This window comes from Flavobacterium sediminis, assembly GCF_003148385.1.
In the GTDB taxonomy this organism is placed as follows: domain Bacteria; phylum Bacteroidota; class Bacteroidia; order Flavobacteriales; family Flavobacteriaceae; genus Flavobacterium; species Flavobacterium sediminis.
This window is the reverse complement of record NZ_CP029463.1, coordinates 2,078,412-2,096,942: the sequence shown is the minus strand read 5'-3', so window position 1 is coordinate 2,096,942 and position 18,531 is coordinate 2,078,412. Positions and strand designations below refer to the sequence as shown.

Sequence of the window (18,531 nt, the reverse complement as noted above, 5' to 3'; positions counted from 1 at the left end):
TGGCTACATGAATTCTAAAGCTTTAAACACCACCAGGTCATTTTTCCTTCATTTCATATTTTGGGTAGGGGTTTGGGTGTTTTACATTTATTTTTTCAGCTATAATTCAAATGATACCAACTACATCACTTGGTTTTCCGGCTTACTGCTTCCTGTTACTATTATTGCTACGTACCTTACAAATTTTATTCTGATCCCTAAATTCCTGTTGACTAAAAGATATTTTAAATTTAGTCTATATACGTTATATTCACTCATTTTATCTGCTTATTTGATCCTCATGGCCATATTCGGCGGTTATATTTTTGTAACTGATCTGAATATTACCAAAATACCTCCAATGGGCAGAAACTTTATTTTTATCTTTATTCTAGTCTATCTGGTCGTAGGCCTTTTCAGTTTTATCACGATTTTAAAACACAATTTGCAAGATAAGACCCAACTTAAAATTTTAGAAAATAAAATTTTAGAGACAACTCTTCAAATTAAGGAACAGGAACTCGATTATTTAAAGAAGCAGATTCACCCTCACTTCTTGTTCAACACCTTAAATACCATTTATGCTTTTGCCTTAAAAAAATCGGAATATACTCCGGAACTGATCTTAAAACTCTCTAATCTTTTAGATTATATTTTGTACCAAATTCAGAAACCAAAAGTATTTTTAACTGATGAAATAGAACATTTAAAAGAATATATTGACTTAGAAAAAATTCGCTTTCAAGATAGGCTTGACATACAGGTTCATTTAAAAAACATTCCGGACGATTTAGCAATTCCGCCTATGCTGCTGATCCCATTTGTTGAAAATGCGTTCAAACATGGCAGCATTCTGAACGGGAAGCTTACCATACTGGTCTCTTTAGAATACAGGAACAACAAAACATTATACTTTACAATCCGGAACAGTACTTTAGAAAGTCCTGAATCTGATACAGGAGGTATTGGCCTAAAAAACATAGCAAAAAGATTAGACTTATTGTTTCCGGACAATTATACTTTAAAAAGGGTGGTTTCTGACGATTGGTATTTTATAGAATTAACACTGCTTAATAGAACTGAGGAAAATGGGAAAATATTATAATTGTTTAATTGTAGATGATGAGGTTTCTGCCCGGGAAATCATAGCCTCTTATCTCTCAAAGATCGGGAACTTTAAAGTTTGCGGAATTTGTGAGAATGCCATTGAAGCTTTTACCGTTATTAATAACGAAACTGTAGACTTGATCTTCTTAGACATTAATATGCCTGACATTTCCGGATTGTCTTTCGCCAGATCCATCAATAAAAACATCAAAATAATCTTTACAACAGCTTACAGGGAATATGCTATTGATGGTTTTGATCTGCAAGCTGTCGACTATCTTTTAAAGCCGATCTCTTTTGAACGTTTTATAAAAGCAACGAACAAATTTTTAGGTGAAAACAGCATTCCGGAAAGTACTCCTGAAAAAGAGATTGAAACGGATAAGAATGATTTTTTATTTGTACGCTCAGACAGAAAAATGATAAAGGTTGATTTTAATGAGATCCTTATTATAGAAAGCCTAAGCGATTATATTAAGATCATAACGCAGAAAAAAACGATTATAACGCGAGAAACGATCTCAAATATTGAAGCAAAACTTCCGCAGGAAAGTTTTCTGCGAGTTCATCGTTCTTTTATCATTTCAATTGATAAAATAGACTCTTTTACTAACGAGTGTATTGAGATCAACAAAACAGCCATTCCGATAAGCAGAAGTTATAAGAAAAATGTTTTATCTGTTTTAGAGCGGTTTTAAAATAAAACAAACTGACCTTTAAGGAATATTCTGTATCGTCCAATTTGTTGATGATCCGTCAGCAGCAATTACCTTAAACGTCACAGACCCGTTTCCCTCTTTAAAGTTGAACCATCCGGATGTCGGAATATCTGTTTTGGCACCATAACTCAACTGTAAATCATAAGCCACTTTAAAATTGTTACCAGTGCTTTTTTGCTTTATAAAAATAGTTTGCTGTTCCCAATCGATCATTTCGGTTTCCAGACTGTCAATGCCCGTTGAAAAAAGTTTCTTATTATTTACAGGTATTCCATTAGGACTTACTCCTCCAAGTAAAGATACTTCTGCTTCGCTCATTGCATAATTACGCAACTGCAAAGCATTAATATAAACTGCTGCAGTTTCATTATCATTATCTGAAAAAAGTAAGAAACCATGTTTACCATGGTAAGCCATATTGTTAAAAACAGGCCATCTTTTCAAACCTAAGGGAGCCTCTGTTTCGCCGATAAACGCTTCATCAAGGTATTTCCTTATTGCGTTCCCATCAAGTACAAATACCAACCTATGCCATGTGTCAAAATCAAAATTTCCATGATAGCTGTCAAGAGTTCCTAATTGTCCGTCCGGATTAATAAAAAAATCAGCATCGCCCAAATTATCCGGATTTGTTTGCAACAATGAGATATATTTTCCTTTATTAACTGAGGCCACATAGAGATCAACTATAACTGAGTAGGAAGCATCTAAGGCGCCATAATCCTCCATCATAAAGTTATCGTATACAAACAAACCATTATGAGGGTTATAAGCCGGAATTTTGGCCACTGTCACATCCATACCGCTAACAGGGGCAATACCAAAATAACTTGTTGTTCCAAACTCCACCGACTGCAGCAGTGTACTATCTTTCTGAAAATTTTTCAATCGGGAACCCACACCATTACTTTCAAAATCGGCTTTTTTAAAATTCCAATTACCTGTTGTCTCTTTTTTCGGATAATCAGAAACAGGATTGTATCCGCATACGGCAAGTTGGGCTACATAAGGCCTATCCGTTTCCACTCCATCAAACCCCATATTCGCATATTCTTTAATCTTTTCTTCATTATTAACCGTATATACCCATACTTTTGCCCCTGAGTCATGAGCCATATCAATGAAAGTGCTAGCCCAGTCACTGCCTTTTAACACATCATCTTCCGCTAATTCGAAGACTTTGCAACCAAGCTGTACTTTTGATTTATACCAATCCACATCCTCAGGATTTTCCGGCATTCCACCAAACCATACCCATGGGGAATCAGGGCAACTGTCTTTAAACTCGTTCAAAGCAGCTATTGTTGTTATTGCCGGCATCATTCTTATAGGGTCAGCACCAGACTCCAGGAGTGCTTGTTTTAACATCGAGCCACTAAAGTTTTTTACATCCAGATATAGACAAGCATCATATTTTTGTGCCAACTTCAAAGCATCTACTAAAAGGGGAAACGAAGTTCCCTCAAAATAACTTTCTTTCCATTTTCCGGTTTCAAGTGCCATGAGTGTTGCATAAGAATTGTCGGAAACAGCTCCCGTACCATCCGTTGTTCTGGAAATAGTATGGGGATCGTGGCTTAAAACATATACACCATCCTTACTTATCGCTACATCTACCTCACAGTATTTTATTCCTCTTTTAAAGGCTTCTTCAATGGCAAGCAAAGTATCTTCCGGGTAAAACTCCGAATATCCTCTGTGAGCAACAGCTGTAAAGCTACAATCTGAGAAATCAACAGGGCTTTGGGCCTTCTGTGAAAAAGAATTTAAAAAAAATAAGACAAATACAAAAACACTTGAATTTCTGATTATCATAATCCTTTAGTTTAAAATTGTTCTATACACTTACCTGAAACTCAAATACCAAGTAAGTCCAACGTTGTATACCCAAAAATAAGAACCGGGGTTAAAAATCATTTCTTGATGAGCAACACCTGTTTGAAGCCCCATCTATTCTTATTGTTCTTGGACGAAAAATAATATTCCAGTCTCAATTTCTGTGACTTAAGATTTATTATAGTTTCTTCATTTCCTTGGGATTGAAACTGGTATATTTCAGGAGAGAACCCCATTCCGATTTCAACTCCAAAATAATTATAGGCATTTTTTCTATACTTTCTATACGTAAAGAAACCTGACTTGCTTGTGCCTCGATCATTAGGTGTAAGATAAGCCCGGAATTGCAAATAGTCATTTCCGGTATACCAGCCTAAAGACCCTGTATAAACCGTTGTTGTAGTATTATATTTCAACACCCTGACTCCTAAGGAAGCATCTAAACTTAAAGGCAGTGATTTGTATAGCTCTGCACCATACCTTACATCCGGATATAAAGAAGAATTTGATACCCCGAAATTCAGATAGCCGTACATCCCTTTTGTGATCTTCGGATACATGTCAACCTCATATTGGGTTCCGGTGGTCTGAAACCTATGGCTCATATTAACCTTTGCGGTTATGCTTCCCAGTTTGGTTTTTCTCCTCCAACCTACAGAATAATACTGCATGGGGTCAAAAACCTTTGAATATATATCTACATAAGAGCGTACAATTATGTCATTTTTGCGCAAATCCCTTAAAATACTGGCTTTAAGCGCTAATGCCTCTTCATTATCAGGATCCTTTTCCAAAACGGGTTCCAATGTTGCCAATGCCTCTTTATTGTTTTTTAATTCTGCTTCTGCTTTTGCTTTTAAGAAGAGTATCTTATCATTGTTCGGAAGGTGTTTCAAAGCTCTATCTGCCATTTCTAAAGCCTTAAATGGTGAATTGCTGTAGAATTCATTCTTAATAGCAGCTTCCCAAACTTCAAATTCTCTCGGGGCATATTTTATTAGCTCTTTAAATTCATCCCGTGCCAAATCATACTTTCCGTCCCAAGAATATGTTTTTGCCAATAAAGTTCTGGCTTGAACATCATAAGGATTCTCCTCTAAAAGCAACTGTAATACTTCTTGAGACTGCTGTCTTTTACCATTAAAAGCCAACTCTCTGGCTTCTTCAAAAGTTCTTTTTTGATTTTCCTCTCCTCCCTTTTGCTGAGCAAAAGAGTTTAAGTTCAATACAATCATTAAAAAATATAAAAAATTTTTCACTATAAAAATGTCTATTTTAAAGTCTCTTTAAATGTTAAATACTCCTCTCTTTCCGGATAGTGCTCTATAATGCTATCCATTATTTTATTTGCCTTATCAAAAGAACCCGTTCTTGCATACTCCTTAGCCATTTCAAAACTAATCTGCGGATCATTTGCACCATTCCTCAATGCTTTTTTTAGTATCTCCTTTAATTTATATTCTTGTTTTGACCAATGATATACATCTATCAATGCTATATAACTATCATAATGTCGGGGTACTCCTTTGATAACTTTCAACAACTCTACCTCAGCCCCTGAGTAGTCGCCTTTCCACGCCAACACCCGTCCCTTTAAAGCACGACAATCTGAATGGTTTGGCTTTGCATCCAAAATATAATCGCAAAGTAATAAGGCATCATCATATTCCTTGGTAAAAGCCTTCTCTCTTGCCAGTTGAAAAGCCTGTTCAAAATCCATCCCTTTTGTCATTCTTTCTACCTTTTCTTGTTGTTCCTGAGAAAATTTCTTTCTCGATTTAACGTAAATACGAACCAAAGAATCCGGAAAGATCTTGTTCTCTCTGGTAAGGTAATTGTTCAATTGTTTAAATGCTGTTAAGGAATCTAAAACAGGCTTAAGGAGTTTTCTATTATTCTCCTTGTGTACGTTAAAATCTTTGTCCATCTTATATAGTTCGCCCTCAGAATACAAATAATCATTGTATATGTAATCTTCTATATTTCCTTTATAACGCATCAAAGGAATTTTATGTACATTTCTGAAATCTGCCACAGTATCAAGTCCATCACTCATCCAAGCTATTTTTTCAGGTTTGTTGAACTCGTAATTATTGGTCAGAAATGTTAACAGACTAGGGGCGATATCCCAATGAGATGAAACAGACTTAAATGTTTTTGATGTTTTCAGCATTGGGCTAAAAATAAATAATGGTACGTGATACCTACACAGATTATCTTTTTGTGTAACCGGAATAAGTCTGTGGTCTCCGGTAATGATAAATACAGTATTATTGTAATCCTTTCGCTTGGCATAAGCAAGCATGAAATCTTTTATAGAATTATCTGTATAAACTAAACTCGCAAAAATATCTTTATTTGCAAGTACCTCTTTCTTAATGCCCGCAAATTTTAGATCAGATGACAAGATACTGTCAATCTTCACTTTATACGCTTCCTTTGACGGAAAAATAAAAGGTTCATGATTCGTAAGCGTCATAATAATATCCAGTCTGGGATCTGGCTTAGAATTTATGGATGCTAAGGCTTTCTTAAATATAAGTTCATCCGGATATCCCCAAGAAAATCCTCTTGAATCCTGTTCCGTCTTAGCATACTCTAAACCATAGCCGTCTTCATCAACCACATGGTCTATATTATTATATTCTAAAAAATTTATTTTTTTATCAAAAGCCGATTTATCTCCGCAGTAATAAGACGTTGTATAACCATTTTGTTTTAACACACTGATGAGAGATAAGTGACTCGGTGTATCAGTAAGTTCTAAGAAGCCTTCGTGCCCATACGGTAATGATCCCAGCAAAGAAGGAACTACTCCAAATGTACGACCTGTATTGCTTACAAAATTTTCCCAGTACAACGATTTTGAGGTCAATGAATCCAAATATGGTGTAAAGCCATGGTAAGTACCATTTCCTACAAAATCACCTCCTAATCCTTCTACAATGATGATCACTACATTAGGTTTCTCTCCATTTTTGATGCTAAAAAACGGAGTAAGTACATCTTTTGACTGACTAAACGGTCTTAACAAAGGGTATTCCTTTCCTTTGAAGGCTTCAGTATCCAATTTACGCTTCTCCTTTTGGGAGTGAATAATGTCGCTGATTAAAAAGACTAATTTATTTTGATATTTTATTTCTGGAGTAAGATCAGATGTCATCTTCAACAAACCTAACAGTAACATTAAAAACAACATCCCAGCAATTAAATTAATATTACTTAGGTATTTAGCAATTATTCCGTACGAAAACAAGAATAGAAGCGGGAAGATCACAAACGGGATAAAATATCCTATTGAAAAAGTTTCAGATGCGGTTACGGTATGAGTTATATCATTAAAAGAATACCCTAAAAAATCTGCACCCAAGTTCAATAAGGTAGAAATACTATATTTTACCAAAGCAAACTGAACAATTACCACAACTACAAACAGTACTTTAACAACCTTAATGCTGTTCTTTTTAGTTAATAACCTCAAAACCGAATATAAAGGAAACAGCAAAAGACCTATTAATAACCCTGCCCAAAAATCATTTGTGATTTTTAACAGATAAACCAAGGCAAAGCTGTCATTCATAGATTTTATCATGACAAGCTCAAAAAGGCTCATCAGGCAAAAAAGGAATATCAAAGCCAAAGTCAAATTAGCAAAACTACGAATGTCATTATTATTTTGTGAACTAATCTTCATTGATTTAAGATTTTCTTTTTATGCATGTTCATTGGTCAATCCTTTTCGCTTCATGTTGCCCCATTTTTTTTCTTTGCTGAAATAATAGATAAAATTTCCTTTAATGGCTGCATAAAGCACAAGTGGGTGTAAGATAAAAGGTTCCAGAAAACACATCAAAATAAGTTTTCGACCGTATCCTTTTTTTAAGTACTGCCCAAAGGTCAATTCCTCTGCATATAGGGTAACCAATGAAAAAATAACGGAGAACAAATAAAACAAAACGAAGAATGCTATTGCATAATCCCATCTTACCCCTCTGAATATCAACAGCATGGCAAAATAGATAATTCCCACCACTTCGATAATAGGAGCCAAACGTTCAAAAATAAACCAATACGGCATACTTATCATACCCAAAAATCCATACTTTCTGTTAAATCCTAGTTTTCTATGCTTTCTTAGCGTTTCTATAGTACCTCGTGTCCAACGATTTCGCTGTGAAACAAAAACTTTACGATCATCAGGGACTTCAGTCCAACACAACGGATCCGGAATATAAGATACTTTATAAGCTTCTCCTTTATCCTCCATATAGCGTCTCATGCGTACGACAAGTTCCATATCTTCTCCGACAGTATCTCTATCATACCCTCCGACTTCAATGACGGTTTTTCGATCAAAAAGTCCGAAAGCTCCGGAAATTACCAAGAGACCATTAAGTCGGCTCCATGCCATTCGACCTAATAAAAAAGCTCTGAGATATTCTATAATCTGCGCACGAACCAACATCCTTTTCGGCAAATTAATTTCTAATAACCGGCCATCCTTTATGGTACATGCATTCGCTAAACGTATAACTCCTCCTGAAGCAATAACCCTTTTTTTGGTTTCTTCCAGAAAGGGTTTTACCATCCTTTGAAGTGCATCTTCAACTAATAAACAGTCAACATCAATACTTACCACATACTTGCTTCTGCTAATGTTGAATCCCATATTAAGCGCATCTGATTTTCCCCCGTTTTCTTTATCAATGACAGTCAGTTTTTCAAAAGCAGGATTCTTTGATTTAAAAACACCTTTTCGCAGAGGCTCTGTTTTAAGTTGCTCGTTTAATATATAATCATCAACCCGTCCCAGATCATAAGCTTTAATAAGCTCTTCCAAAGTGTCATCATCACTTCCGTCGTTTACAACAATAATATCGTAATTAACATAATGAAGCGACATCAAAGACCGGGTACTCTCAATAATGTTAAGGCTTTCGTTATACGCCGGAGCTACAATCGTTATAGCCGGAGATACTGAAGATGATGGAATATCTTTATAATTAACAAAATGATTTTTTCTTAGATACTCTTCGGTTTCACTTCTTGAGATAAACCCCAAAACAACATACGATATTGTAATCAATATTGTAAAACCAAAGAAAATATAATTACATATCTCAAATATTATATGAATTACTGTCATTGCTTTATAGTTATTACTTTTTTGACTTTAGCGCAACAGAAGAAAGTTGCCTTGATTGTAAATCGTTCAAACTCTCCATAGTTAGTGAGTTGTTGATCGCTATTATTTTTTGTGCTAAAAAGGATAGCTCTAAATTTTCATTCTGCAAATTCTCTTTAGCAAGTAAAATATCTTCCGGTGTCGCTTCTTTTTCTAATAATTCAAGAAAACATATCTTTTCTTCAAGAGCCAAAGCATTAAATTTCGGTCTGATCCTCTCTTTAGCTTCACTACCCAATAGACTAACTAATACTATAATAGTATATGTTCTTATATTCACATTTTCATGAGATAATAGTTCAAACAAGTCGTCCTTAACTTCTGAACGTTTATATATTCGTGCTAATTTTAATGCAAACAGTACTACTGTATCGTTCTTTGACTGCAACCATGAATGTAATCCTTCCATTTCTCGGTCATCAAACTTCCTGAGGTTTTCAAGTAACTGAATCTGTATCCATTCTGAAAGACCTTCGGTCAACTCGTCTAAGAAGAATAGTCCTTTAAATCCAAACAAAGATATCAGGTAAAGGTGTGCCTTTCTTCTAACTTCTTCCCGTTCATGGTTTATATATCGTTTGGCGTAATTCTTAGCTTCATCACTATCAATTTTAAACCTCATTAATTCTACCAGAGCCCCTGCTATAACATTCCACTTGTTCGCTATCTTTAAGTCTTTAATAGCCAATTGCTCTAAACCTGATTCACTATATATCTTTTTTACCGACTCTTCCTTTTCTCCGGAAACCTGCATCATAACCCCAAATAAACTAGATACAAGTACTTTACGTCTGAATTTTTTTGAAATCTGCCTGTTAAACTTAACAAGAATTATGTCCCTTTCTTCTGCACTGGACGCAACTATATACTTAAACAACAAGTCTTCAAAAAAACGTTTGTATACAATGCGTTCTTTGTTTTTGCTTCTTAATGCGCCTCTTATAAAACCTATATATGAGATCAGAATAAGAATATATAAAATGAAAAAAAATATTAATAGCCAAACTACTTGTACCAATAAAGGTAATTGGTAATAGTAGTCTTTTAAGTACTGTATTATTCCCATCACAATTATTAAGTGCTATACTCCTTTAATTTAGAAATTGTTTTATTCGCACAACAAGGCTATCCGGATCAAAAGGCTTTTCTATAAAGTCATTTGCCCCGACCCCTCTTACTCTATGAACCATATCGTCTTGCCCTGATGCAGAAAAAACAATAATAGGCATAGTCATATCTAACATCCCTCTAACATAACTAACAACCTCTAAACCATTCACATAAGGCAGCATAACATCTAACAAAACTATATCCGGATTTTCTGACTCTATCAATGTTTTAGCCTCTTTTCCGTCACCAGCCAAAAACATAGAATACCCTTCTTTTTCTAATACAAACTTCAGTATCATTGAAAATACTGCATTGTCTTCTACTAAAACTATTTTCTTTTTGTCCATAACTTCTTGTATTTAAAGGTAAATTTATAACCACATATATACAGGACAAACTTATAGAATAAAACAAAGTTGCTTTGTGGACAAAAACCGTTTACTTGTAGTTTTTTATCTATGCGCTAAATAAGATTTATCAAAAAGAGAAATAGATAAAATTTATTACAAATCAGATATACTTAACATTACAATTCATTTTAAGTTGCTTTACTTAGGGAAATAAATTTAAATTAGTGAATGGCAGAAAAATTTCAACTGTTGCATTTTTCATGTTTGATAAGTTTATTAAACTTATCAGGATTTCGAACCAGTGTCCTAACAGTATGATTCTTTTGCAATAGGTTTTTTATCACAACCTGACCTTGCTTACCCCGTTGTTCCAATGACTACTCTTAACCTGTTGTCCATTTTTTAGATTTTTATACGGTACTTGTACTATTTCGAAAATTACATTCCTGCATCGGTTAAAAAAGGAAAGGAACTGCCTGTATTTTGACAGTCCCAGTAAAAAAATATTAGTTGTTTTTTAAAAATTCCTCTGTACTGATCAAAGCTTTGGCGTGAAGAGAAAGTGTTTTCATCGATACGTCCAACAGTTCTAAGCTGGTAGAACCAATGGCATCTGATATCACAACGGTGGAATAACCGTTCTCAGCGGCGTCCCTGACATGGGATTCTACACAGCCTTCTGCCAACATCCCAGCAATGTATATGGTGTCAACCCTTAGTTTTTTCAATTGCTCCTGGATCGATTTGGCCCAGAATGATGAAAACCCTTGTCGGTACGGTAGCACAATTTCATTTTCCAAAGGAAACGCTTCCGGAATAAACTTGCTTCCCGGAGCATTGATTTCCAATAATCTGTTCTCAATGATTATTTTCTGGAAGGTGTTCAGTGGTTTATAGCCTGCCATTAGTTCATAGTCAAACCCTACAGGAGAATGAATAATAGGAATATGTTGCTTCCTTGCTTCCTTTATAATCTTTTTAAGGTTTTCTCTGATCCGATTCTTTTCTTCAGAGTCTTTAGTGAAACCCCATGCTTTGCCTTCTTCAGACAATAGATCGACCTGAGCCGAAGTAATCAGTAAAACCTTATTTGAACTTCCTGAGCTGGATGTCTGGGCTGAAGCAGCGTTTGTAAAAAAAATACTTAAGCAAAAAAATGCTAATGTAGATGCAGTGTGTTTTGTCTTCATTGTATTAATGATTTTAAAAATTAATACAACAAATTTCATAAGAGAAAGGCTGACCGAACGGTATCAAAAGATACAATGCCGCTATTTTTTTAATTCAATATAGCCCCTATGCAAGATAACTTTCCCTTCTATCTCAAAATTTTTAAGAATCCTTGAAACCACAACCCGAGTGGTTCCCAATTCATAAGCCAAAGCCTGATGGGATAAAGGAATATTTCTCGAGTTGTTCTTAGTGGCGTGCTCTTCAAGATAGATCATAATCCGTTCATCTATTTTTTTAAAAACAACGTTATTGAAAGCCTCCAACAATTCATTGTACCTGTTTCTATAAGCTTTTAAAATAAACTCATTCCATGAAGGATATTTTTTTTGCCATATCGGAATGAGATGCGAAGGAATGAACAACACCTCTGTGTCTTCTTCTGTAACCGCATTTGAGGCGCTACCGGTATTGAAAAAACAGGCTGCTAACGACATGATACACGTTTCCTGCGGGAGCACGTAGTACAATACTATTTCGCGGTCTTCATACGTTTGAAAAACTCGAATAGAGCCATTTAATACTATGGGCAACACTTTCAAATACTGCCCTTCCCTGATTAATAATTCGTCTTTGCTGAACGATTGGATATCTCCATTTTTTTGGATTTCCTCTTTCAGTTCAGGCTCTTTAAACAGGTTAAGTTGGGAAATACTCGTTTTACTATCCATGATCTATATGAATCTGAACCCAAAATTACGTAAAACAGCGCTTTTTTGGATAGAGATGGTCATAAGTTGGAAAAATCACTACTTTGAAAAATCGTCCTCAAAGTTGGCGATAAAATCATTGATATACTTTTTATCTCTGTCAGCCTTTCGAAACACCAAATAATGGGTTCTTTTCAAGCCATTCCTGCCAATTCGCTTAAACGCTAAATTATCAGAAAGTTTGAAGGATTTCAAAGCCCACTTGGGCATGCACATAATCCCCATATTGGCATCTACCATTTCAAGGGCAACTTCCGTTAAGGGGATGGCGGAAATTTTCAGTGGTGTAATTCTGTTCGGTTTTAAAAAACGGTCGTAAACCGAAACTGTTTCCAAGGGAAAAGAATGAATGATTAAATGAACATTCGAAAAATCATCCGCTTCCAGAAATTCAACCCGGCTTAAAGGATTTTCGTCATGGACAATTGCAAAAATTTCATCTTCATACACTTCAATGTTAGACAAACTTTCGTTTACTGGCTTTTGGGTAACAATGGCCATATCAATTTCGTTCGATAAAATTTTTGAAATAGGTTGATGGGTGGCTTCCAGAATCAAATCAACCACTATTTCAGGATATAAAATCCCCATTTTTTGAATGAAAGAAGAAAGTCCCTGGTAAAAACTATAACATTCCGTACTCACTTTAACGCTGCCCACAGAACCTGTTCGCAACTGTTCAATATTTTGGAATCCCTTTTCTATACTGTCGAGTATGGAATTACCCATTTTATAGAGTTCGGTACCTTCTTCCGTAAGTTGCCACTTGTTTCGTTTTCTGTGAAATACCTTAAATCCTAAACGCTCTTCCAATTCTCTTAATTGATGGCTCAATGCAGATTGCGTTAAAAACAACTTATCAGCAGAATTGGCAATGCTACCTTCTTCTTTGATTGTTTTTATGAGCCTGAAATATTTGATATCCATAGTTTACAAAATTAACAATTTATGCCTTTGTTCAGTATGAAAAATTTTCAGCTTCCATTTTAAATTGCTCAATTCCAATATGTAAGAAGTCTGCTCCTGACCGATTACTTTTGACAGAAATTAAAATTTTAGAAATGATGAAAAAACAAATTGAATTTTATGAAAACAAACTGGCTTACGAAATGGATCCTTCAGATTTATATGATGCCCTTGAAAATGGCACGGAACATATTGTTGTGGATGCCAGACAAGCCTTTGGATATAAAAAAGAACATATCCCTACAGCCATCAACCTTCCGCATAGGGAAATGACGGAGGAAACAACCAAACATTTGGATAAGTCCAAAACCTATATTTGCTATTGCGACGGGATCGGTTGTAATGCTTCCACCAAAGGTGCTTTAAAAATGACCCAATTAGGCTTTAAGGTCAAAGAACTAATAGGCGGAATTGAATGGTGGAAATTTGACGGGTATGCAACAGAAGGAACGCAGCCACAGAAGGGTTCTAAGTTTGTGTGCGCCTGTTAAATTGGTGGAAATGGAAATAAGATTGGCCCAAAAAGGAGACTTACCACAAATCGTTGGTTTATGCAAACAACACGCCGAATATGAGCAAGCTGAATATAGCACAAAAGACAAAGAAAAGTTGTTGTCCAAAGCAATTTTTGGAACGTCTCCAAGCCTGAAATGTTTGGTCGTTGCCGAAGGAAACACAATTGTTGGGTATGCCACTTTTATGCAACAATTTTCGACATGGGATGTCGGTTTTTACCTCTATCTCGACTGTCTGTTCCTTACAGAAGAAACAAGGGGAAAAGGTTTGGGAACCGCTTTAATGGAGAAAATTAAAGAATACTCCAAAATTGAAAACTGTACTGAAATACAATGGCAAACACCTGATTTTAATGAAAAAGCGATCCGGTTTTATCAAAAAAATGGTGGAATTTCCAAGAAAAAGGAGCGTTTTTTTATGAAAGTTTGAAATGCATCCGAAAGTAAACAACGAATATAAACAATAGTTAGTTAGAAGCCCAATTGACCGCCATAAATCACGATACTGATAATGTGGAAGGATTTATAAAGATTATTGTCAAATGCTTTTAATAACAAGGGATGGGAAGAATCCAGAAGCCTGATCGGTTCGATTTTTTTTCGAAAATCTCACTTTTCACGATTCAACATTTCGAACCACAAGAATAAATGAAGCTTCAAGGATTATATTTCAGACTAACAAAGTATTAAACCCAAATAAAAACGGGACAAATTCAAAGTAGTGAACTTGTCCCGTGAAGTGACCCCGGAGGGATTCGAACCCCCAACCCTCAGAGCCGAAATCTGATATTCTATCCAGTTGAACTACGGAGCCATTTTTAAGAAAAGAAGAAAGAAAAAAGACATTTCTTTTTATACCTTTTCTTATTCTTATATTTTTTTTATTAAGCTAAAAGCTTTTTAACGATCGTTGAAATTGTTTTCCCGTCAGCTTGACCGGCTAATTGCTTAGATGCCATTCCCATTACTTGTCCCATGGCTGCCATCCCTGAAAAACCACCTTCAGCAATGATCTTTGAAACTGCTGCTTCAATTTCTGCTTCTGATAATTGAGCCGGTAAAAACTTTTCAATAACTGCTACCTGAGCCAACTCCGGTTCAGCTAAATCTGCTCTTCCCTGTTCTGTATAGATCGTAGCACTGTCTTTACGTTGCTTAACTAATTTCTGCAATAATTTTATTTCATCATCCGCTGCCAATTCTTCTTTTGCACCGGATTCCGTTTTGGCTAAAATGATCCCTGATTTTATGGCTCTTAAAGCTTCCAAAGCAACTGTATCTTTTGCTTTCATCGCTTCTTTCATCTGATCCATAATTTGTTTTTCTAAACTCATATTTCTCGTTTTATACTAAACTTAAAAACTTTCTTTTTCAAAGACAGATTACATCTTCTTTTAATTATTCCTGCAAAAGTAATAAAAAAACCCGAAAAAAATCGGGTTTTCAGTGAGTAGGCAGGGAGTTTATGGATTAGTCTACATTATCATGTAGAAATGAATTATTTGAACGTAATTGTAAATCATCGTTACTATCTGTCCCTAAGGACATTCTCGATGTATTATTCGTTTGCGGAGTTGATGTTACATCTATTCCCATACGTTTGTACGCCGGTTCATTTTCAATTTTATCAATATTAGCAGCGCTATTATTAAATTTATAATTGAACTCTTTCATTTTTCTTTTTCGCTCTTCTGCTCTTGCTTTTAAAGTTTCTTCTATTGACATTTCAAAAGGAGATACATTATCCAGTTCTTCACTATTTTTAAATTCAGTGGTTTTTTGTTTCACACTGAAATTCAATGACTCATCAATCGGTTCTTCTACTTTTGCAGCCGGCTTTGCTATTACTTTTTCCTCTTCTTCTTTTTCTTCAAAATCTTCTAATGAATATTTGACCACTCCGCTTTGAGTCACCTCTGTTACCGGAACTACATTGATAGGATCTTTGACTTCCATTTGTTTGGTTTCCTCAGAAACATCAAAGATTGTCTTCTGTACAGCTTTAGGTTCTTCAAACAGATCGAATGAATAATTAAATTCTTTATTCGCTACCACAAATTCAGGTTCAACCACTTCTATATCTTTAACTTCAGAAGTAATGATTTCAAAATTTTGCGAGATATTTGTATTTGCTTTTGGCGAAACAATCTCAAATTCCACATTCATATTCTTGATAGCGTCTGTTGTAGCCACTAAATCCATTTGCGGTTTTTCCTTGATCTCAAAAGATAAAGGCTTCTCAGCAGTTTCTTCATCAAGTGAAAAAATAATTTTCTCTTCTTTAACCTGATCTGCCACCGGATTAATAATATCCTGTTTAGGCTCTTCCAGTTTTACTTCATTCTGAATCGGTGCAGAATATGAAGCTGTTGCATTCTTTTGACTTAAATCGTGAACAATCTTTTGTTCATCCTCTAAAGAATGGATAATTTTTTTAGGCTCCGAATTAACAATTTCTGCTTGTTGCTCGATATTAAAACCTGTAGCAATAACCGTTACTGCAATGGCTTCTCCTAAAGTTTCGTCTTCACCAACCCCCATGATAATATTAGCATTGAAGCCAGCTTCAGTCTGAATATGATCGTTGATCTCTCCGATCTCATCCAATGTGATTTCGGAAGTACCGGAAACAATTAATAACAATACATTTTTAGCACCATTAATTTTATTGTCATTTAACAACGGAGAATCTAAAGCACTAACGATGGCCTGTTTCGCACGATCAACACCTTCTGCTACTGATGAACCCATAATAGCAGTTCCGCTATTTGCCAATACAGTCTTAGCATCGCGTAAATCGATATTTTGTGTATAGTGATGGGTAATAACCTCTGCAATTCCTTTTGCAGCTGTTGCTAAAACCTCATCTGCTTTGGAGAACCCTGCTTTAAACCCTAAATTTCCGTAAACTTCTCTTAATTTATTATTGTTGATAACAATCAGAGAGTCTACCTGCTTGCGCAATCTCTCGACTCCGTTCATTGCCTGTTCTGAACGGATCTTCCCTTCAAACTGGAATGGGATCGTCACAATACCAACCGTTAAAATGTCTCTTTCTTTTGCTAACTGAGCAATTACAGGGGCAGCACCAGTACCTGTACCCCTCCCATTCCTGCTGTAATAAAGAGCATTTTTGTGTTTGTATCTAACATTTTTTCTATTTCTGCGATACTTTCAATAGCGGATTGCTGTCCTACTTCAGGATTAGCACCTGCTCCAAGTCCTTCGGTCAGGCTAACTCCTAACTGGATCTTATTAGGTACAGAGCTATTTTGTAAAGCTTGAGAATCAGTATTACAAACAACGAAATCAACACCTTTGATTCCTTGTTGAAACATGTGGTTAATTGCATTACTACCACCTCCTCCTACTCCAATAACTTTGATAACGTTTGATTGGTTTTTGGGTAAATCGAAAGAAATACTTGTAAATTCTGACATAATGGTACTTTTTATTCGGCGTTATCTAAAAATTCTTTAATCTTTTCTATATACTTATCAAAAAATGATTTTTTGATTTTGCTTTCAGTAGTCTCGGGTTGCGGTTCTTCTTTTTCTACTGCTTCCTCTACTACAGGCTGCTCTTCAACTACGGATTGTTCAGCGATCACAGGTTCTTCCTGTTTCATCTCTACAAAAGGCGTGGCACTTTTTGTATTGTTACGGATACTGTTCATGACCAAACCAACGGCAGTTGCGTATAACGGACTCGATAATTCTTCATCAGAACTACCGGCTAAATGTTCGTTCGGATAACCGATACGGGTATCCATTCCTGTGATGTACTCCACTAACTGTTTAATATGCTTTAATTGAGCTCCACCACCTGTTAATACTATTCCGGCAATGAGTTTCTTTTTAGGGTTCTCATGTCCGTACAATTTAATTTCTGCATATACTTGTTCAATAATTTCCACCACACGTGCATGTATAATTTTTGACAAGTTTTTCAGTGAAATCTCTTTAGGTTCACGTCCTCTTAAGCCCGGAATAGAAACAATCTCGTTGTCTTTATTTTCTCCCGGCCAGGCTGAACCGAATTTTACTTTTAACAATTCTGCTTGCTTTTCTATAATAGAACAGCCTTCCTTTATATCTTCAGTAATGACATTTCCTCCGAAAGGGATCACAGCTGTATGACGGATAATACCATCTTTAAAAATGGCCAGATCTGTCGTTCCACCTCCTATATCGATCAATGCCACTCCGGCCTCTTTTTCTTCCTGACTTAAAACAGCATCTGCAGAAGCCAATGGTTCCAATGTAAGTCCGGACAACTCTAATCCTGAACTTTTAACACAACGTCCGATATTTCTGATTGAAGCTGCTTGTCCGACAACAACATGAAAACTGGCTTCTAATCGTCCACCTGACATCCCGATCGGTTCTTTTGTTTCTGTTTGTCCGTCTATCTTAAATTCCTGCGGCAAAACATGAATGATCTCTTCACCCGGCAACATCGCTAATTTATGCACTTGCCCGATCAAAGCATCGATATCCATATCTCCTATTACTTCTTCGGCATTCTGACGACTGATATAATCACTATGCTGTATACTTCTGATGTGTTGCCCGGCAATACCTACCACTACATCATTAATTTTATATCCGGAATCGTTTTCGGCTTCCAAAACTGCTTGCTGAATAGACTGAATGGTTTGGGTAATATTATTTACCACACCTCTATGAACACCTAAACTCTTGGATTTACCTACCCCAAGAATTTCCAGCTTACCATATTCGTTTTTTTTACCTATCATCGCTACAATCTTTGTAGTTCCGATATCTAAACCTACTGCAATGTTATCTCTGTTCATAACTCAAT

The 18,531-nt window shown here is 35.7% G+C and carries 15 protein-coding genes, 1 tRNA gene and 1 pseudogene; 4 read left to right on the top strand and 13 right to left on the bottom strand.

What is annotated here, in order from left to right; genetic code table 11:
• Positions 1 to 7: 7 nt before the first annotated feature.
• The gene (locus DI487_RS09735) at positions 8 to 1,084 is read left to right on the top strand and encodes a sensor histidine kinase (RefSeq protein WP_109569473.1); all 1,077 of its coding nucleotides are present in this window, start codon (positions 8 to 10) and stop codon (positions 1,082 to 1,084) included.
• On the top strand, positions 1,068 to 1,784 hold the full coding sequence (locus DI487_RS09730; RefSeq protein ID WP_109569472.1) for a LytR/AlgR family response regulator transcription factor: 717 nt from the start codon (positions 1,068 to 1,070) through the stop codon (positions 1,782 to 1,784). The genes DI487_RS09735 and DI487_RS09730 overlap by 17 nt, the downstream gene beginning before the upstream one ends.
• An 18-nt stretch (positions 1,785 to 1,802) precedes the next feature.
• On the opposite strand, the gene DI487_RS09725 is transcribed toward DI487_RS09730, so the two are convergent.
• From DI487_RS09725 to DI487_RS09680, 9 genes are all read right to left on the bottom strand, one after another.
• Positions 1,803 to 3,620 (bottom strand): glycerophosphodiester phosphodiesterase, encoded by a 1,818-nt coding sequence (locus tag DI487_RS09725; RefSeq protein WP_109569471.1) that lies wholly within the window; start codon positions 3,618 to 3,620, stop codon positions 1,803 to 1,805.
• A 98-nt stretch (positions 3,621 to 3,718) separates the two neighbouring features.
• Positions 3,719 to 4,900 carry a YaiO family outer membrane beta-barrel protein gene (locus DI487_RS09720; protein WP_146193429.1) on the bottom strand — a complete coding sequence of 394 codons (1,182 nt, stop codon included), beginning with the start codon at positions 4,898 to 4,900 and terminating at the stop codon, positions 3,719 to 3,721.
• 11 nt (positions 4,901 to 4,911) lie between these two features.
• Positions 4,912 to 7,335: a sulfatase-like hydrolase/transferase gene (locus tag DI487_RS09715; protein ID WP_109569469.1), complete on the bottom strand. Its 2,424-nt coding sequence runs from the start codon at positions 7,333 to 7,335 to the stop codon at positions 4,912 to 4,914.
• An 18-nt stretch (positions 7,336 to 7,353) separates the two neighbouring features.
• Complete coding sequence (locus DI487_RS09710) at positions 7,354 to 8,787, bottom strand: glycosyltransferase family 2 protein (RefSeq protein ID WP_109569468.1); 1,434 nt, start codon at positions 8,785 to 8,787, stop codon at positions 7,354 to 7,356.
• Between the two features lie 13 nt (positions 8,788 to 8,800).
• A complete protein-coding gene (locus tag DI487_RS09705) occupies positions 8,801 to 9,895 on the bottom strand; it encodes a hypothetical protein (protein WP_170108193.1) in 1,095 nt (364 codons plus the stop codon).
• Between the two features lie 22 nt (positions 9,896 to 9,917).
• Positions 9,918 to 10,283, bottom strand: a complete 366-nt coding sequence (locus DI487_RS09700; protein ID WP_109569466.1) for a response regulator transcription factor — start codon at positions 10,281 to 10,283, stop codon at positions 9,918 to 9,920.
• Positions 10,284 to 10,792: 509 nt separating this feature from the next.
• On the bottom strand, positions 10,793 to 11,476 hold the full coding sequence (locus DI487_RS09690; protein WP_170108192.1) for a cysteine hydrolase: 684 nt from the start codon (positions 11,474 to 11,476) through the stop codon (positions 10,793 to 10,795).
• A gap of 81 nt (positions 11,477 to 11,557) precedes the next feature.
• The gene (locus tag DI487_RS09685; protein ID WP_109569463.1) at positions 11,558 to 12,187 is read right to left on the bottom strand and encodes a Crp/Fnr family transcriptional regulator; all 630 of its coding nucleotides are present in this window, start codon (positions 12,185 to 12,187) and stop codon (positions 11,558 to 11,560) included.
• 78 nt (positions 12,188 to 12,265) lie between these two features.
• Positions 12,266 to 13,153 (bottom strand): LysR family transcriptional regulator, encoded by an 888-nt coding sequence (locus DI487_RS09680; RefSeq protein WP_109569462.1) that lies wholly within the window; start codon positions 13,151 to 13,153, stop codon positions 12,266 to 12,268.
• Positions 13,154 to 13,290: 137 nt separating this feature from the next.
• Here DI487_RS09680 and DI487_RS09675 point away from each other — a divergent pair, with 137 nt between their 5' ends.
• Both DI487_RS09675 and DI487_RS09670 read left to right on the top strand, forming a co-directional pair.
• Positions 13,291 to 13,683, top strand: coding sequence for a rhodanese-like domain-containing protein (locus DI487_RS09675; RefSeq protein WP_109570651.1), 393 nt, complete (start codon positions 13,291 to 13,293; stop codon positions 13,681 to 13,683).
• Positions 13,628 to 14,137: a GNAT family N-acetyltransferase gene (locus DI487_RS09670; RefSeq protein WP_245896339.1), complete on the top strand. Its 510-nt coding sequence runs from the start codon at positions 13,628 to 13,630 to the stop codon at positions 14,135 to 14,137. Before DI487_RS09675 ends, DI487_RS09670 begins: the two co-directional genes overlap by 56 nt.
• A gap of 310 nt (positions 14,138 to 14,447) precedes the next feature.
• Here DI487_RS09670 and DI487_RS09665 read toward each other — a convergent pair.
• The 4 genes and pseudogenes from DI487_RS09665 to ftsA form a co-directional block, all read right to left on the bottom strand.
• Positions 14,448 to 14,521: transfer RNA gene (locus DI487_RS09665), tRNA-Arg, on the bottom strand.
• A 70-nt stretch (positions 14,522 to 14,591) separates the two neighbouring features.
• Positions 14,592 to 15,041: a GatB/YqeY domain-containing protein gene (locus DI487_RS09660; protein WP_109569460.1), complete on the bottom strand. Its 450-nt coding sequence runs from the start codon at positions 15,039 to 15,041 to the stop codon at positions 14,592 to 14,594.
• A gap of 136 nt (positions 15,042 to 15,177) precedes the next feature.
• Positions 15,178 to 17,147: pseudogene (ftsZ, locus tag DI487_RS09655) on the bottom strand (cell division protein FtsZ).
• Positions 17,148 to 17,158: 11 nt separating this feature from the next.
• Positions 17,159 to 18,523 (bottom strand): cell division protein FtsA, encoded by a 1,365-nt coding sequence (gene ftsA, locus DI487_RS09650; protein ID WP_109569459.1) that lies wholly within the window; start codon positions 18,521 to 18,523, stop codon positions 17,159 to 17,161.
• Positions 18,524 to 18,531 lie beyond the last annotated feature (8 nt).

Excerpts from the sequence above, each read along its gene's own strand:
- DI487_RS09735 (WP_109569473.1), top strand. The coding sequence starts at position 8 with ATGAATTCTAAAGCTTTAAACACCACCAGGTCATTTTTCCTTCATTTC.
- DI487_RS09730 (WP_109569472.1), top strand. The coding sequence starts at position 1,068 with ATGGGAAAATATTATAATTGTTTAATTGTAGATGATGAGGTTTCTGCC.
- DI487_RS09725 (WP_109569471.1), bottom strand. The coding sequence starts at position 3,620 with ATGATAATCAGAAATTCAAGTGTTTTTGTATTTGTCTTATTTTTTTTA.
- DI487_RS09715 (WP_109569469.1), bottom strand. The coding sequence starts at position 7,335 with ATGAAGATTAGTTCACAAAATAATAATGACATTCGTAGTTTTGCTAAT.
- DI487_RS09710 (WP_109569468.1), bottom strand. The coding sequence starts at position 8,787 with ATGACAGTAATTCATATAATATTTGAGATATGTAATTATATTTTCTTT.
- DI487_RS09700 (WP_109569466.1), bottom strand. The coding sequence starts at position 10,283 with ATGGACAAAAAGAAAATAGTTTTAGTAGAAGACAATGCAGTATTTTCA.
- DI487_RS09690 (WP_170108192.1), bottom strand. The coding sequence starts at position 11,476 with ATGAAGACAAAACACACTGCATCTACATTAGCATTTTTTTGCTTAAGT.
- DI487_RS09685 (WP_109569463.1), bottom strand. The coding sequence starts at position 12,187 with ATGGATAGTAAAACGAGTATTTCCCAACTTAACCTGTTTAAAGAGCCT.
- DI487_RS09680 (WP_109569462.1), bottom strand. The coding sequence starts at position 13,153 with ATGGATATCAAATATTTCAGGCTCATAAAAACAATCAAAGAAGAAGGT.
- DI487_RS09675 (WP_109570651.1), top strand. The coding sequence starts at position 13,291 with ATGAAAAAACAAATTGAATTTTATGAAAACAAACTGGCTTACGAAATG.
- DI487_RS09670 (WP_245896339.1), top strand. The coding sequence starts at position 13,628 with ATGCAACAGAAGGAACGCAGCCACAGAAGGGTTCTAAGTTTGTGTGCG.
- DI487_RS09660 (WP_109569460.1), bottom strand. The coding sequence starts at position 15,041 with ATGAGTTTAGAAAAACAAATTATGGATCAGATGAAAGAAGCGATGAAA.
- ftsA (WP_109569459.1), bottom strand. The coding sequence starts at position 18,523 with ATGAACAGAGATAACATTGCAGTAGGTTTAGATATCGGAACTACAAAG.